Below are 16,233 nucleotides of genomic sequence, written 5' to 3' on the forward strand. Positions count from 1 at the left end.
AGCGAGACCGTTTTCGCAAATCAAAATGTTTTAAATTCACGTAAATCATATGTTCGTTCAAAACCTTGTCGATTACACTAAGGATATGAAGGGGATGGTTTTATGGAAAAGAAACTTGCAGTCATCGATATCGGATCCAACTCGATTCGGAATGTCATCTTTGAAGTCAACGAGGAAGGACAATATTTCGAGCGCCTAAATGTGAAAGAAGTCGCTCGTTTATCTAGTCATATTAGTGACTCGAATGAAATGACAGAGGACGGAATCGCTGCTTTGATCGATACGCTACGCCATTTTAAAGAATTGAACGATTATCACACCGTTACCGATGTGCTTCCTGTCGCGACAGCGGCCATCCGAAATGCAAACAATTCGGATGATATCTTACAGCAAGTGAAAAACGCTACGGGTATGACGATTCGCTTGCTAAGTGATTATGAAGAAGCATTCTATGGGTACTCTGCCATTGTCAATTCGACGTATGTTGAAGACGGTTACTCTGTCGACATCGGCGGGGGATCAATGGAGGTCACCTATTTCCAGAATCGTGAGCTTGTCTTTTATCATAGCTTCCCGTTTGGTGCTGTCACCTTGACGAAAGAGTTCATGAAAGACGATACGATGACAAAAGACGAACGCAAAGCGTTGACCTCATACTTAAAAAAAGCATTTAAGGAAATCGAATGGTTAGAACCTCATGGTGTTCCGCTTGTCGGCGTCGGAGGAACAGCACGTAACTTAGTTCGCGTCGAACAGACCATGTCGAATTTCCCACTTGAAGGAATCCATCAATATACGATTTCATCCGATCAACTCGAAGAAGTCGTGGATGAACTCGTCGGCATGTCGAGTAAGCAACTCGGACGATTAGATGGATTGTCAAAAGATCGGGTCGACATCATCGCCCCGGCTGTCACAGCCATCGGTGAGCTTGCGAAATATTTGAAAGTTCCGGAATTCACGATGAGCAATAACGGACTTCGAGAAGGATTGTTCTATGAGAACTATTTACATGAGCATGATAAAGTGCGGTTCGCCGATGTGAAAGAAGAAAGCTTTCGACATTTTGAAAAGCAATATGATGTGAACCCGACCCGTCACCAACACTTGATTCGATTGGCTCGTCAGCTGTATACCGGACTCATTGAAGAGAAAGCCATCAAACCAAAACCGTTCGAGCCGGGTCTACTCGAGGGTGCTTGTCGTCTCGCCTATGTCGGTGAATATATCGACCATAACAATAAGAGCGATCACACATTCCATTTGATCACGACGAATGATTTTAAAGGGTTGAATAATGAAGACCGGCTCGCACTCGCGCTCGTTACATCATTTAAATCAAAACGCGTGTTAGAACAACATATCGAGGCCTTTCCGAAGTGGTTTGACCACAAGTTGTTGAAGAGTCTTGAATTACTCGGTTCGATTGTCAAACTTGTCGACGCGCTCGATTTGACCGAGCGTCAAATCGTCACGGACATCCACGTCTCTAGCTCAAAGGATGGTCTTACACTCTCACTTGATACGAACGGGTCTGCCCGCTTTGAGTTGCAACGAAGCACTCGACATAAAAAACACTTAGAACGCGCAATCGACCAATCGATTGAGATTGTTTTGAACGAGGAGGAATAAACATGCCCGACTATACGTACGAACATTTCAACAATCGGGAACTTAGCTGGCTCGATTTCAACGAACGTGTCCTCGAAGAAGCGGTGGACGATCGAAATCCGCTCATGGAACGCTTGAAGTTCCTAGCAATCTTCAGTTCAAACTTAGATGAGTTTTATATGGTTCGTGTCGGAGGTTTAAAAGATGAGGTGCTCGCAGGGTTTAACCGTCCGGAAGACAAGACAGGACTCACTCCGAAGCAACAGATTAAAGCCATCTCGATGCGTGCTCAAGAACTTGTCGAGACACAATATGCGACGTATAAGAAAATCACGAAACAATTATCCAATCAAAACGTACGCTTTTTGCGCACGAAACATCTGAACAAGACACAACAAGAATTCGTGAAAGAGTATTTCCGTACACACGTCTTCCCGGTTCTCACACCGATTGCAGTCGATGCCTATCGTCCTTTCCCGATGCTATTATCAAAATCATTGAATATTGCCGTCGAAATCGCTTCGAATGGCGAAGGAAAAAAACGACTCGCCCTTGTGCAAGTTCCTTCCGTCCTTCCACGATATCTTGAACTGCCTACGGACGACGAGGAACATACCGATTTGATTTTACTGGAGGATTTAATTATTCAATTCATCGATTCCTTATTTAAAGGGTTTGTCGTCGAATCGACGATGCCGTTCCGAATCACCCGTAACGCGGATATGCCCTTCCATGAGGAAGGGAGTCGTGATGTGTTGAAACAAATCGAAAAAGAGCTGAAAAAACGGCGTTATGGGGTCGCCATCCGACTCGAAGTGCAGCAGCGCTCATTACGAAAAGAGCTGTTATTCATGCTTCAAGACGTGCTTGATTTGCACGATCGTGACATTTTCATTGTGGATGGTCCGATTGACCTGACCTTCCTGTTCGGTATATATAGTCAAATCGGGATGGAATATGACGACATGATCAATGAGACGTTGATTCCATTTATCCCGGAAGGTCTCGAATCTGGAAAAGATTTATTCCAAAGTATCGCTAAACAAGATTATCTGCTTCACCACCCGTATCACTCGTTCGATCCAATCGTACGATTCATCGTCCAAGCCGCTAAAGACCCGAACGTATTGGCGATTAAACAGACGCTGTATCGGGTCTCTGGAGACTCCCCAATCATCAAAGCATTGACCGATGCAGCCGAGAGCGGTAAACAAGTGACCGTCCTCGTCGAATTGAAAGCACGATTTGATGAAGAGAAAAATATTCAATGGGCCAAACAACTTGAAAAAGCGGGCGCCCACGTCATTTACGGCTATAAAGAACTTAAGACGCATTCAAAAATCACACTCGTCGTACGTATTTTAGAAGGTGGTGTGTTGCAACGATTCATTCACCTCGGAACGGGCAACTATAATGACTCTACAGCAAAACTGTACACGGATATCGGACTCTTGACGACAAACGAAGAGCTTGCCGAGGATGCCACAAACTTTTTCAACTGGCTATCCGGTTATGGAGAACGACCGTCTTGGCACCAATTCGAGACGTCACCTGATGATATGAAAGACTTCTTCCTCAACAAAATTGAAGATGAAATCAAATTACACGAGAAGTACGGGAACGGTAAAATCGTTGCGAAGATGAACTCGATTACAGATCGGGCCATCATCACAAAATTGTATGATGCTTCGTCCGCAGGTGTAAAAATCGACTTAATTATTCGAGGAATCTGTTGCTTACGACCAGGAATCAAAGGCGTCTCTGAAAACATTCGAGTCATCTCCATCATTGATCGGTATCTCGAGCACTCACGTATTTTTTATTTCTATCAAAACGGAAAAGAAGACTTGTACTGTTCTTCCGCAGACTGGATGACACGCAACATGAAGAAGCGAATCGAGATTCTCTTTCCAATCCTCAATGCATCGCATAAAACGTACATCAAAGATATGATGGCACTTCAACTTGTCGATAACGTGAAGGCGAGAAGACAACGTTCTGATGGTCGTTATGTATATGTAAAACGCGAAAATAATGAAGAAGAGATTCAGTCTCAAATTATCATTCATCAATATACCGGAGGGCGTTGGAACAACATTCCTAGCGTATTTGAACGAGAGCCTTCAAATTGGGCTGAGCGGGAAGTTTTACGACTCCGAGCTGAAAATGAGAAAATGACGGATGACTGATGTTAGACTTCTCAAAAAGAGAAAGTCATTGTATAATAAATGCGGTTCAGTCATTATAAAGCGCTTTCATCAGAAGAGACGGAGGAATTATACATGCAAGAAATTCTACTTTCATTACTCGCTGGCTTGATTTGTGGTGCCATCTTCACGGCACTCAAATTGCCATTACCTGCCCCACCGGTGTTGCCAGGTGTCGTCGGAATCTTCGGGGTTTTCCTCGGGATGAAAGTGTATCAATTCGTCGTGGCAAATTGGCCATTCTAAAAAACGATGCCTCACAGGCATCGTTTTTTTAGTCTAACGTATGAATCGCTTTATGACAGGTCGGACACACCCAAATTCCGTGGTCACCTTGCAGATGATATTCCATCAGTTTCGATGCATCGTTTCCGTATCGTTCGAAAAGATTGATTTCACAAACCGAACATGTTGTCACCGGAGCATAGGGAGCGACAAGGTTCTCCCGAAACAAATGCGCTTCATAACCCTCTTTTGTCCATTTCGATGAGGGAACATGGTATCCATCCATCCATTTCTGATGAATCGACTCGTACGGTTCATCCGCCTCATACATCCCTATTTTCAAAAGCGGATGGTGGAAATGAAGTTGGATTAAATCGACCAAGCTATATGTCGCCACCTCTTCCTTCTCAGCGCTAAGCCAGTATGGATCGTCAGGTTGCTCAATCATTTCCTCTAACAATACCTCTGCCTCTGCCACAATCCCATGTCCCACCACTTCGATGAACGCTGTCGGGGTCGTCACGGACCCTTTCACATAAACGGGACTCTGTTCAAGAAAATAGGTCGGGAATGCATTCCAGACATCATATCGATTCGGATCGACCTGAAGGATCGCCATCGCTTATTGATGAGAAAGCGTGAAGCGTTCACGCCATTCAGGATCAAATTGATTCGCACGGAACATCTCGATTTCTTGTTTATATGGTGCCACTTTCGTTTTTTCACTAACCGGGATGTATGGCGTCTCTAAAATTTTTGGAAGATGTGCAAATGCCTCATGATGAATGATTCGATTTAATGTATCGAATCCAATCTCACCATACCCGATATTTTCGTGCCGGTCTTTTCTCGCACCGCGCACGTTTTTTGAATCATTCACATGAATCACACCGAGACGATCAAGTCCGACGATTCGATCGAATTCTTCAATCACTCCGTCTAGGTCACCGACCAAGTCGTATCCTGCATCATGGACGTGACACGTATCAAAACAGACAGAGAGACGGTCATTGTGTGTGACGCCGTCTATGATTGTTGCTAATTCTTCGAACGTCTTTCCGAGCTCGCTTCCCTTCCCTGCCATCGTCTCAAGCGCAATCTTAACCTGTTCGTCGCCAGTTAACACTTCATTCAGTCCTTCAATGATACGAGCAAGACCAATTTCTTCCCCGGCACCAACATGAGCCCCTGGGTGAAGAACGACATGTCGAGCAACCTGGAGTGCTTCAGCACGCTTCAACTCTTGTGTCAAAAATGAAACGGCCAATTCGAACGTTTCAGGTTTTGTCGTATTTCCGAGGTTAATGATATAAGGTGCATGGACGACAATCTCTTCGATATCATGAGCAGCCATATGTGTGAGTGCAGCCTCGATATTCAAATCCTCAATCGGCTTTCGACGTGTATTTTGAGGAGCTCCCGTATACACCATCATCGTGTTCGCCCCATATGAAACAGCCTCTTCACTACCTGCAAGTAGCATTTTTTTACCTGATACCGAAACGTGTGAACCTATTTTTAACATCATCATCTTCCCTTCATAAGCTTCTATCTTCAGTTTACACAAAAAGAAGAACCGACTCCAAGAAGTCGATTCTTCAAACGATTAACGCTTGTTTTTCTTACGAGCGGCACGACGATCCGAGCGCTGCTGTTGCATGTGCTCGCGTGAAGCCGTTTCTTTTAACTTATACTTGAATTTCTTCTTATAGCCAGGTTTGACTTTCTTCTTCGCCTTCTTGATTTCACCGGCCATACGACTGTGTGCCGTATGCGAAACTTTCATCTTCCGGTCCGTTTGGCGACGACGACGTGTTTTGATTGGCTGAATCGAACCATTGCGCAAGTCCACGTGTGTGAATTCGAACCCTCGTTCTTCAAGTCGGTTGATCGGTCCATTTTCATGGTCTTCATACAACGTATACGCCTCACCAGAAGCGCCCGCACGACCTGTACGACCGACACGGTGCGTATAGAAGTCAAGGTCTTTCGGAATCCCATGGTTGATGACGTGAGAAACGCCTGAGATGTCGATTCCTCGAGCTGCCAAGTCTGTAGCAATCACGTACTGATACTTCGCATCGTTAATGTCCTTAATGGCTTGTTTACGGCGACGTGCCTGCATGTCCCCGTGTAACGTACCGACATTCAATCCCGCTTCACGGAATGATGTCTCTAATTCATCCGCTTCTTGCTTCGTATTCGTAAATACGAGACAGACGAACGGATTGATTGCTTTCGCAATTTCGACAGTCAATTCCTTACGATCACGGTGACGTACCGGGATGACATGGTGCTTGATTTTTGGTGCGACACGATGTTCTGGGCTCGCTTCAGCGAAACGTGGATCATGCAAGTATCTCTTCAAGAACGGCTCGAGCTTCTCAGGGATTGTCGCTGAGAAGACCATCGTTTGAAGTTTTTCTGGAAGTGATTGCGCGATGCGGTCAACTTCCGGCAAGAATCCCATATCGAGCATTTGGTCAGCTTCATCGACAACGAAATGCGTCACTTTATGCGGGAACAATGCTTGTGCTTTCATCAAGTCAAGGATTCGTCCCGGTGTCCCGATAATGAGTTGTGGTGGATTTTTCATCTTATCGATTTGACGTTCGCGGTCCGTTCCTCCGACAATCAAACTTGATTTGATGTAATCCGGATTCTTAATGAGGATTGATTTTAATTCTTCATGAATCTGCCATGCGAGTTCACGTGTCGGTGCGACAACAATCGCTTGGACAGATTCCTCTTCTGGGTTGATTGCTTCTACAATCGGTAATAGGAACGCAAGTGTTTTCCCCGTTCCTGTTTGTGATTTCCCAATAATATCTCGACCATTCAGTGCAGCCGGAATAATCCGTGCTTGTATATCGGTCGGTTTCGTGATGCGTTTTTCTGTTAACGCATCGATCATAAACGGTAGCAATTTGAACTGTTGGAAGCTGTTCAATCGATACACCTCCTGTTTCTTTCCACTTTTCCTAGCATAGCGGAATCAAATCATTTGTCAATCAATCTTTTGCCACGCCTTCATATAAATAACTCGACGAATAATAATGCTTGGCAATTTTCTTTCCATTTAAATGTTGTTCGAGCGCTTTAAAGCCGACTTCCATCATCTCATTCGGGGATTGTACGACAGTCGCATTGACCTTTCCATTTTGAATGAGTGGATAAATATCAGAAATGCCATCCACCGATACAATCGTTTTGTCCGTTAAGTCATGACTTTCTAAAGCTCGAACGACACCGAACGTATTATCGTCATTGTGCGAAAAGACGGCATCAAACGGAATTTCTTCTTCTAACCAACGTGACATCTCAATCTCTGCTTGGAACGTATCATAGTTCCCCGTGATGGAGGCAATGATTTCGAATTGGTCGGCATTCGCTTTTTCATACTCCCGAATCCCAAGACTGCGGTCCATCGTGGAGCGTACCTTCGGCGTACCCCTGACTTCGACGACACGAATCGGTCGATCGAGGTCGCTATATTTCGCGGCAATTTGTTCCGCTGCCATCCGGCCGATATCGACATTGTCGGAGACGACCGAAGTCAAGATACTCGGATGATCAATCATCCGGTCAATCGCAATAATCGGAATATTTTCTCGTTTTGCACGTTCTAACGACGGTTGGATGAACGTGTCATCGAGCGTCGTCAAGAAGATGGCCTCGACACCCCGGTCAATCAGGGAGTCCAATTTTTCTTTTTCTAATACGCGTGAATCTTCACTCGTCGTAGGAATCGGGATAAATCCTTTTTGGTTGGCCGTATGAACGAATGAGTCTAACAGCTTGTTCGCATGCTCATGTTTATCGCTGACGAACACGAATCCGACTTCTCTTTCATCTGTTTTTTGCTCCGGTAATTGAATCGATGTGATCAGTAGGATCGTCATGGCCCAAACGATTGGTAACCAGAGCCAATAGTGTTTGAGCGTTTTCATGATGGATCTCTCCTTGGAATTTTGATCAACATCGCCGTTCCTTTGTCGACGACGCTATCAATCTCCATCGATCCGTTCACGCTCTTCAAGTATTCTTGAATCATGTAAATCCCAAGACCGTTTCCGTTGTCTTTCGTCGTGTTGAATGCCGAACCGACTGTCTTGAGTTGTTCTTCCGTCATGCCAATCCCGTTATCTTCAATTAAGAATCGATATTCCTGCTCCGTAAAGAGGACGGTTACGACAACACTTCCCTCTGCGCCTTTTGACTCGACAGCCTCGACCGCATTTTTGAACAGGTTATAGATGATTTGAACGAGCATATCGAACGAGGCATAGAAAGGAGGCATGTCATTCGGAACGAGTAATTCCCACTTGGTCGGACGCTTGTAACATTCAGCATCCATCAAGAATTCGAGTCGTTTCGCAAAGTCTAACATATCAATCCATTCTTCGTCTCTTCCTGCCTGATCGGGTTTAGCGAGTGTCAGCATTGTCGAGATTAAATCATTTGCCCGCTCTAACTCTTTGATGGCGACGTCTACCATGTCTTTATTGCTTTGTCCTTCTCGTGCCAGCTGTAAGGTAATATGCACCGGTGTGAGCGGGTTTCGAATCTCATGGGCAATCCCGGCTGCCAGTTGACCGAGTGACGCTAGCTTTTCTTGATGCAAAATCAATTGTTGTTGGCTCAACTGTTCACGCCTTGACGTTTCCATCCGTTGGGCATAGTCGTTATACGTATCCAGTAACGTCTCGACTTCTTTTGACCCGGTTCTCTCTAACGTGATGGCACCGAGCGACTGTTGCTTCTTGATTTGATTGACAAGTTCGACGAGCGGGTTAGTCAACGTTCGCGAGAGCAACAATCCGACAAGGATGCTCAAGAAAAATGTGACGAGTGCAATCATCAAGTACTGCCAACGAGTATCGTAGACCGTCTCATATACGGAGTCGTTCTGATGTTTTGCAAGCATACTCCAGCCACTGACTCGTGCATCTGGTTCATACATCATCGTGTCTTCTTCCGTACTTAGAATCGTACGTGTACTCCGTCCTAGCACGTCGTCAATGACTTCACGCGATACACGGCGCTCTGCATCTGTGACCAAGTTGAATGAAGTCGTCAACACTTCTCCTTGTTCATCTAACAGGTAAAGAATCATGTCATCATTCGCTGATTCTAACGACCGACGGTACAAATCAGAGTTAAGTACACTGATGCTTCCGCCAAAAATACCGATTGGTCGGTTGTCTTCAATGACAGGAACGTATAAGAACGTTCCCATGTCCCCACTAATCATGATGGGGTCACTCATATATAGTTCTTTTCCGCTCGCAGTCAATACTTCTGCGAACTTGGGATCACGTTTGATGACAGATGAGGAGACTTGACGCTCAGAATACCATTTAAACGAATTCTCGCTGACATCAAAATAAAAAATCGATGTAAAACCAGTTCGTTGATTTAAATACCCTGTTCGGATGCGCTCTTCAATCCACGGTTCGTTTCCGACGTAAGCTCCTAGATAAACCAGGTCCTCATACAATTTTCCAAGTCGGGACTCGACATTTTCAATACTATCGTCAATCGCATAGTCAAATTGCTCTTTCGCGAGCTCTTCTGCACGAGACACCGTGACGCGATCAGCAGAAAAGGCAAGCGACGAGATAACAAGTGCTAAAATGATGATGATGATAAACGTAATTTGGAAAAAATATGATTTTCTTAGTTCACGTAACTGTTTCATTCGATTCACGATGTCCCTCCTTTCCAACCTAAAAATTATAGCATGAATACACGCAAATCTTTTCGTATTTTCGAAACAATGTTAGACTAATACGTATGAAAGCACTTCGAAAGGAGCCTTCGTCTTCATATGAAAGTTAAAAAAATTAGTCCACGCGGATATTGCTATGGTGTCGTCGATGCCATGAAACTCGCAAATGAGGCGGTTGCAAATCCAGATTTGCCACGCCCGATTCATATACTCGGAATGATTGTCCATAACCGTCACGTCACACAGGCGTTCGAGGATCTCGGCGTCAAAACGGTTGACGGTGAGGATCGGATGCAGGCGCTTGAAACAATTGACCGCGGAACGGTCGTCTTCACGGCGCACGGAATTTCCCCACTCGTTCGGAAACGTGCCATTGAAAAAGGTTTGACGATTGTCGATGCCTCTTGTCCTGACGTCCTCGTCACACACGACTTGATTCGGGAAAAAACGGCCGAAGGATATGATGTCATCTATATCGGCAAACATGGTCACCCAGAACCAGAGGGCGCGATTGGGGTCGCCCCGAATCATGTTCATTTGATTCAATACGACCATGAAATCGATCAGTTACCGAGTCGATTATTCGATCGGAAAATTCTCGTGACGAACCAGACGACGATGAGTCAATGGGATGTCTCCGCATTGATTGAGACAATTCAGGCCCGCTATCCACACGTTGAAGTGCATAACGAAATTTGTAATGCGACTCAAGTTCGTCAAGAAGCCGTGGCCGAACAAGCCGGAGACTGCGAATTATTAATCGTCGTCGGCGACCCAAAATCAAATAACTCGAATCGCTTGGCGCAAGTCTCTAAAGAGATTGCCGGCACAAATGCATATCGCATCGGCGATTTGAGCGAACTCGATTTGAACTGGCTCGAGGGTGTGGAGACTGTTGCCGTGACATCTGGTGCCTCTACACCGACACCGATTACGAAAAAGGTTATCGATTTCTTGTCGCAATATGATCCAGACGATTTGAGTACACATGATAAAACACCATATCTCGAACTTCGCAGTATCTTACCGAAAGTAAAGGCATTGCGTAAGTGAAGGAATCCCCCATTCTCAACGAGAAAATGGGGGATTTTTTGATGTCATCTGAATTGGAACGGATTTGTATTCGCTTCGGAGATCATCAGCTCGACATCGATTTTCGCTTTCTGAAACTTCTCTGCAAGCACATCGACTACGCCGTGTTTCATGACACTCTCCACGTGGTGTCCTGGGTCGACGACCGCGAGCCCTAGCGCCATCGCATCATGCGCCACGTGGAAGTATAAATCACCCGTTACGTAAGCATCTGCACCTTTGAAATGTGCAGCGGAGACATATTTGTTTCCGTCCCCTCCAAGTACAGCCACTTTTTCAATCAATCGTTTCGGGTCTCCGACGAAACGGACACCTTCCACTCCAAAGCTCGTCTTCACATGGTCAGCGAACGCTTCAAGTGTTACAGATTGTTCGAGTCGGCCGATGCGCCCTAACCCATATACGTGTCCTTCAATCTCATCTCGAATCAAGTCGTATGCCACTTCTTCGTAAGGATGAGCAACTTTCATCGCTTTCAAGACCCGCTTCTTCTGACTTTCGCGGACGACCGTCTCGATTCGAATCTCATCGACCTGTTCTGTCTCGTGAACTCTACCAATGAATGGAGTCGTTCCTTCGAGAGGAGTGAATTGTCCTTTTCCAGAAACACGGAACTGACAATCCGCATAGTCTCCGATATGTCCGGCACCTGCTTTGCCTAATGCACGTGACACGTCTTCTGCGTGTGATTCCGGCACGAACACCGTTAATTTATAGACTGGCTCCTCATAAGTTGGTACGAGTACTTTTGTGTCGTGCAACCCGATTGCTTCACTCATCCAATCGTTCACACCGCCAACACAGACATCTAAATTTGTATGTGCCACGTAGACCGCGATGTCATGCTGAATACATTTCATCGTGATTTTCCCTGCCGTAGAACGGTCATTGACTTGAGATAACGGACTAAAGATAGGCGGATGATGGGCAATGATCAAATCCACCTTTTTCTCAATCGCTTCATCCACGACCGATTCAAGCACATCGAGTGTCACCATGACCCGCTTCACCTCTTTATTGAGCGATCCGATTTGCAAGCCGATTTTATCTCCTTCGACTGCTAAGTGCTTTGGCGCAAACTCTTCAAACAACTGGATCACTTGATTGCCGTTCGCCATTACTGACTCACCTCTCTCATTTTGTCACGCATCCGTTTGAATTCGATTTGTTTTTGAACTAACGCCTCTGACTGAATGCCATCTGCCATTTGACCGAGTACGTATTCGAGCTTATCCGCTTCACGACTCCACTTCAGTTTGAACGCCTCAGGGCGTTCCTGAATCAAATATGGACCGAATAATAGTTGCCAAGTCCGTTCTGTGAGATTGTCACTATACATCGTCTCAGTCCCTTTTTCGCCGACGAGAATCTCATATACCTTATCATTCTCTTCGACAATCGCTTCTTCAACGAGAATATATCCGTTCTCAAGTAGCCAACTCCGAACGTGTTGTCCGTCGACATTCGGTTGAAGAATCAGACGCTCGACTGCACCAAGCTTCTCCTTGCCTGCTTCAAGAATCGAACGAATCAAGCTGCCTCCCATCCCACAAATCGAAATACATGTCGCTTCGTCTTCTTGTAGTACAGCGAGACCATCACCGAGACGCACATCGATGACTTCTCGGGCTCCAATCAAGTCCACTTGTGCTTTCGCGGCCTCCATCGGACCAACATTTACTTCGCCAGCAATCCCTTTTGAAATGATTCCTTGTTGAAGAGCATAGCATGGCACATATGCGTGATCTGATCCAATATCAGCGAGCACGCTTCCTTTCGGGATATAATCGACAACTTGCTTCAAGCGTCGATCCAAGATGACACGTTCTTGCATGTAAGACAACTCCTTTGTTCTACTTCTTCCCTAGCGTATCGAATTCTTTACACTTCGACAACAAAAAACGCACCCCGCTACGGAGTGCGCCACTTCTTATTGTTCAATCAACCAGTTCGCAAGCACTTCTGCTTCTTCAGCTGATGCAAGACCTGCAGGCATCGCACCTTGTCCGTTGACAATGATGTTTGCGATTTCTTCTGGTGAAAGACGATCGCCAACACCAGTAAGTGCTGGACCAACGCCACCTTCAAGGTTTCCGCCGTGGCAACCTGTGCAACCCTTCGCTGCATATAACTCTTCTGGGTTCATTTCAGTGACTGCTGGACCTTCAGCCGCTTGTTGCGCCTGATTCACACCAAAATACGATAATGATACCATGGCAATAATTGCGACGATTGCGATTGCCGCAAACGGTAACAATGGATTACGCATTGTAGTTCCCCCTCATGTTCATTCCAAATTTCTATCCAACACTATTTTACTCAAAAAATAATAAAGAAGGAAGGAAAATCACTCATTTTCCTTCCTTTCTTCTAAAACTTCACACTTTATTCAAATATGAGCTTAATCGAGGAAGTCTTTCAAGCGTTTGGAACGACTCGGGTGACGTAATTTACGAAGAGCTTTCGCTTCGATCTGACGAATCCGCTCACGCGTGACGCCGAACACTTTCCCGACTTCTTCAAGTGTACGGGTACGACCATCGTCTAAACCGAAACGAAGACGAAGGACGTTTTCTTCACGATCCGTCAATGTATCGAGAACGTCTTCTAACTGTTCTTTTAACAATTCATAGGCTGCCGCATCTTGTGGGGCCATCGCATCTTGGTCTTCAATGAAGTCACCGAGATGTGAATCGTCTTCTTCCCCAATCGGTGTTTCAAGTGACACCGGTTCTTGCGCGATTTTTAGAATCTCACGCACTTTTTCAGGTGTGAGTTCCATTTCTTTCGCAATCTCTTCTGGAGAAGGTTCGCGTCCGAGATCTTGGAGCAATTGACGTTGAACGCGAATCAATTTGTTAATCGTTTCGACCATGTGAACCGGGATTCGGATTGTACGCGCTTGGTCAGCAATCGCACGAGTGATGGCCTGACGAATCCACCATGTCGCATAAGTCGAGAATTTGAACCCTTTCATGTAGTCGAATTTTTCGACTGCTTTGATGAGGCCCATGTTTCCTTCTTGAATCAAATCAAGGAAGAGCATCCCACGACCGACGTAACGTTTCGCAATCGAAACGACGAGACGAAGGTTCGCTTCCGCAAGACGTTTTTTCGCTTCTTCGTCTCCTTGCTCGATTCGTTTCGCAAGCTCCGTCTCATCTTTCGCACTGAGAAGGTCGACACGGCCGATTTCTTTCAAATACATTCGAACCGGGTCGTTGATTTTAATTCCAGGTGGTACCGATAAGTCGTTTAAGTCGACTTCTTCATCTTCTTTTTTCGCAGGTGTTTCTTCTGCGTCAGCTGCGTCCTCTGTGACACGGATATCTTTCGCTTCTAAATCTTCGATGAAGTTATCAATGAAATCCGAGTCCACCTCAAAATGACTGAGGCGGTCTTGAATTGCTTGCATTGAGACGACGCCTTTTTTCTTTCCTAACTTTTCGAGCTCTTCTATGGCGTTAAATAAATCCTCTTTCTTCTTCTCTGCCATTTAGCAGTTCAACTCCTTCCAAACTTCATCCACGTTCATCGTTCTCGTAGACGACGACTACGGGCAATCAATTCTTGTAGCTTAGACGCCTGGTCAACAATACTTTCGGCGTCTTGAGCGATTTCCCTTTTTGCACGCTCGATTTGACGTTGCTCCTCATAACTGTTTATGACCCGAATGTATTCGTCTAAAACCTCTTCAGACAGTTCATCCGGTCCAGTCATCAGTCGGATCTCCGCAAAACGCATCGCATAATCGGGACGTTGGTCGCAGTAACGCTCCATAAACGGTAACGTCACTTGATCGAACTCATCTTGTGTCATCGTCTCAGAGACGATTTCATACAATGCCGAACCTAGCATACGATGTGTCTCATCCTGATAACGTAGCCCTAGACGATCGCGTACAAAGCGGACTTGTTCCGGTCCAGTCAACATGGCACGTAACAAATACTTCTCTGCTTTCATCCAGCGTGGTTCACCCGTTTTACTCGAACGCTTTCGTACAGGTTCCGCAGGCTCCACCGTACGGACGGGTGTCGATTCGCTTGACGTCGGACGAGGGATTCTCGAACGAAGCGTCTCAATCGAAATCTCAAATTCATCCGCCAGCTTTTTCACATATAAATCTCTTCGAATCGAATCATTTGTCTTACCGATCTCTTCAAGCATAGATTCAATAAAGCGAATCCGTTCTCCTTCTCGGTTCAAGTTTTTTCCTCGTCTGAGCATGCGATTCATAAAATCAAGCACACTCAACTGTTCCGTCTCGACAAACTGTTGCCAATGCGACGCCCCGTGTTGACGAATATAATCATCCGGGTCTGTCTTTTCAGGTAACGGTAAAACCTGTACATCGAGCGGGGATGACTCTAATAAGCGAATGACTTTTTGAGTCGCCTCTTGTCCCGCATGGTCTCCGTCATAACAGATGATGACTTCCTCCACGATTCGTGACAATGCTCTTGCATGCTGTGGAGAGAAGGCAGTCCCAAGTGATGCCACAACTTCTTGTGTACCCGCTTGCGCGACTTGTAAGACATCTACGTTTCCTTCTACGAGGAGGACTCGTTTTTTCTTACGCATCAGTGCCCGGGCTTGAGAGAAGCCAAATAGCAATTCACTCTTGTTGAATAGCGGTGTTTCAGCCGTATTCACGTATTTTGGTTGACGGTCATCAATCGCACGTCCGCTGAAGCCAACGATGGTGCCGTCTCGATCCGCAATCGGAAAGACGACCCGTCCTTCAAATCGGTCAAAATATTCACCGGATTTGGACTTTGAGATTAAACCGGCCTCAACCATTACTTCTAAATCGAACCCTCGCCGCTCCAACAACTCGACAGTAAAGCGTCGTTGGTCTGGGGCAAATCCAATCTTGTATTGCGCAATTGTTTCTTCCGTTAAATCACGGTTTCGCAAATACGACAATCCCACTTCGCCAGCTTCCGTTTTCATCAAGACTTCATGGTACAAGTCCGCAACGAGTCGATGTGCATCACGCATTTGTTTGCGCCATACTTGTTCACGTGTGAGTTCTTCGTCCCCTTGTATACCCTCTACTGAAATATTCGCGCGCGTTGCTAAGCGCTCGACTGTCTCAGGAAAAGATAATCCTTCCGTCTCCATCACGAACGTGAACACGTTCCCTCCGGCACCACAACCGAAGCAGTGATACATCCCTTTTTCAGGTGAAACGGAAAAAGACGGTGAGTTTTCGGAATGAAATGGACATAACCCGACAAGCCGATGTCCTTGTTTCTTTAATTCGACACGCTCGCCAATCAATTCGACGATATCGGTCGCTTGCTTCACTTCTGCGATGACTTCATCTGGTATCCGTGGCATCTTGACCACTCCCTGTTTCCAATC

At 45.8% G+C, this 16,233-nt stretch carries 14 protein-coding genes; 4 read left to right on the forward strand and 10 right to left on the reverse strand.

Annotation, left to right across the window (positions count from 1 at the left end):
- Positions 1-102: 102 nt before the first annotated feature.
- The 3 genes from KNO75_RS05510 (at position 103) to KNO75_RS05520 (ending at position 4,064) form a co-directional block, all read left to right on the forward strand.
- On the forward strand, positions 103-1,632 hold the full coding sequence (locus KNO75_RS05510; RefSeq protein ID WP_214820278.1) for a Ppx/GppA family phosphatase: 1,530 nt from the start codon (positions 103-105) through the stop codon (positions 1,630-1,632).
- A 2-nt stretch (positions 1,633-1,634) separates the two neighbouring features.
- Positions 1,635-3,800 (forward strand): RNA degradosome polyphosphate kinase, encoded by a 2,166-nt coding sequence (locus tag KNO75_RS05515; protein WP_214820280.1) that lies wholly within the window; start codon positions 1,635-1,637, stop codon positions 3,798-3,800.
- A gap of 93 nt (positions 3,801-3,893) precedes the next feature.
- Positions 3,894-4,064, forward strand: coding sequence for a DUF1427 family protein (locus KNO75_RS05520; protein WP_074033351.1), 171 nt, complete (start codon positions 3,894-3,896; stop codon positions 4,062-4,064).
- Between the two features lie 28 nt (positions 4,065-4,092).
- Here the strand turns inward: KNO75_RS05520 and KNO75_RS05525 are convergent, their stop codons facing one another.
- The 5 genes from KNO75_RS05525 to KNO75_RS05545 form a co-directional block, all read right to left on the reverse strand.
- Positions 4,093-4,662 carry a hypothetical protein gene (locus KNO75_RS05525; RefSeq protein WP_214820282.1) on the reverse strand — a complete coding sequence of 190 codons (570 nt, stop codon included), beginning with the start codon at positions 4,660-4,662 and terminating at the stop codon, positions 4,093-4,095.
- A gap of 3 nt (positions 4,663-4,665) precedes the next feature.
- Positions 4,666-5,568, reverse strand: a complete 903-nt coding sequence (locus KNO75_RS05530; protein ID WP_214821692.1) for a deoxyribonuclease IV — start codon at positions 5,566-5,568, stop codon at positions 4,666-4,668.
- Positions 5,569-5,649: 81 nt separating this feature from the next.
- Positions 5,650-6,993, reverse strand: coding sequence for a DEAD/DEAH box helicase (locus tag KNO75_RS05535; RefSeq protein ID WP_214693072.1), 1,344 nt, complete (start codon positions 6,991-6,993; stop codon positions 5,650-5,652).
- A 61-nt stretch (positions 6,994-7,054) separates the two neighbouring features.
- Positions 7,055-7,993, reverse strand: coding sequence for a sugar ABC transporter substrate-binding protein (locus tag KNO75_RS05540; RefSeq protein WP_214820284.1), 939 nt, complete (start codon positions 7,991-7,993; stop codon positions 7,055-7,057).
- On the reverse strand, positions 7,990-9,744 hold the full coding sequence (locus KNO75_RS05545; protein WP_251126133.1) for a sensor histidine kinase: 1,755 nt from the start codon (positions 9,742-9,744) through the stop codon (positions 7,990-7,992). The genes KNO75_RS05540 and KNO75_RS05545 overlap by 4 nt, the downstream gene beginning before the upstream one ends.
- A 129-nt stretch (positions 9,745-9,873) precedes the next feature.
- On the opposite strand from KNO75_RS05545, the gene KNO75_RS05550 reads away from it, so the two are divergent.
- Complete coding sequence (locus KNO75_RS05550; RefSeq protein WP_214820288.1) at positions 9,874-10,827, forward strand: 4-hydroxy-3-methylbut-2-enyl diphosphate reductase; 954 nt, start codon at positions 9,874-9,876, stop codon at positions 10,825-10,827.
- Positions 10,828-10,871: 44 nt separating this feature from the next.
- Here the strand turns inward: KNO75_RS05550 and KNO75_RS05555 are convergent, their stop codons facing one another.
- From KNO75_RS05555 to dnaG, 5 genes are all read right to left on the reverse strand, one after another.
- Positions 10,872-11,984, reverse strand: coding sequence for a Nif3-like dinuclear metal center hexameric protein (locus KNO75_RS05555; protein WP_214820290.1), 1,113 nt, complete (start codon positions 11,982-11,984; stop codon positions 10,872-10,874).
- Positions 11,984-12,700 carry a tRNA (adenine(22)-N(1))-methyltransferase gene (locus KNO75_RS05560; RefSeq protein WP_214820292.1) on the reverse strand — a complete coding sequence of 239 codons (717 nt, stop codon included), beginning with the start codon at positions 12,698-12,700 and terminating at the stop codon, positions 11,984-11,986. Before KNO75_RS05560 ends, KNO75_RS05555 begins: the two co-directional genes overlap by 1 nt.
- A 96-nt stretch (positions 12,701-12,796) precedes the next feature.
- Positions 12,797-13,135, reverse strand: a complete 339-nt coding sequence (cccA, locus tag KNO75_RS05565; RefSeq protein ID WP_012726639.1) for a cytochrome c550 — start codon at positions 13,133-13,135, stop codon at positions 12,797-12,799.
- A gap of 132 nt (positions 13,136-13,267) precedes the next feature.
- The gene (gene rpoD, locus KNO75_RS05570) at positions 13,268-14,362 is read right to left on the reverse strand and encodes an RNA polymerase sigma factor RpoD (RefSeq protein ID WP_012726640.1); all 1,095 of its coding nucleotides are present in this window, start codon (positions 14,360-14,362) and stop codon (positions 13,268-13,270) included.
- Positions 14,363-14,397: 35 nt separating this feature from the next.
- The gene (gene dnaG / locus KNO75_RS05575; protein ID WP_214820294.1) at positions 14,398-16,209 is read right to left on the reverse strand and encodes a DNA primase; all 1,812 of its coding nucleotides are present in this window, start codon (positions 16,207-16,209) and stop codon (positions 14,398-14,400) included.
- Positions 16,210-16,233 lie beyond the last annotated feature (24 nt).

The sequence above is a fragment of the Exiguobacterium sp. s35 genome (assembly GCF_018617535.1).
Taxonomy (GTDB): domain Bacteria; phylum Bacillota; class Bacilli; order Exiguobacteriales; family Exiguobacteriaceae; genus Exiguobacterium; species Exiguobacterium aestuarii.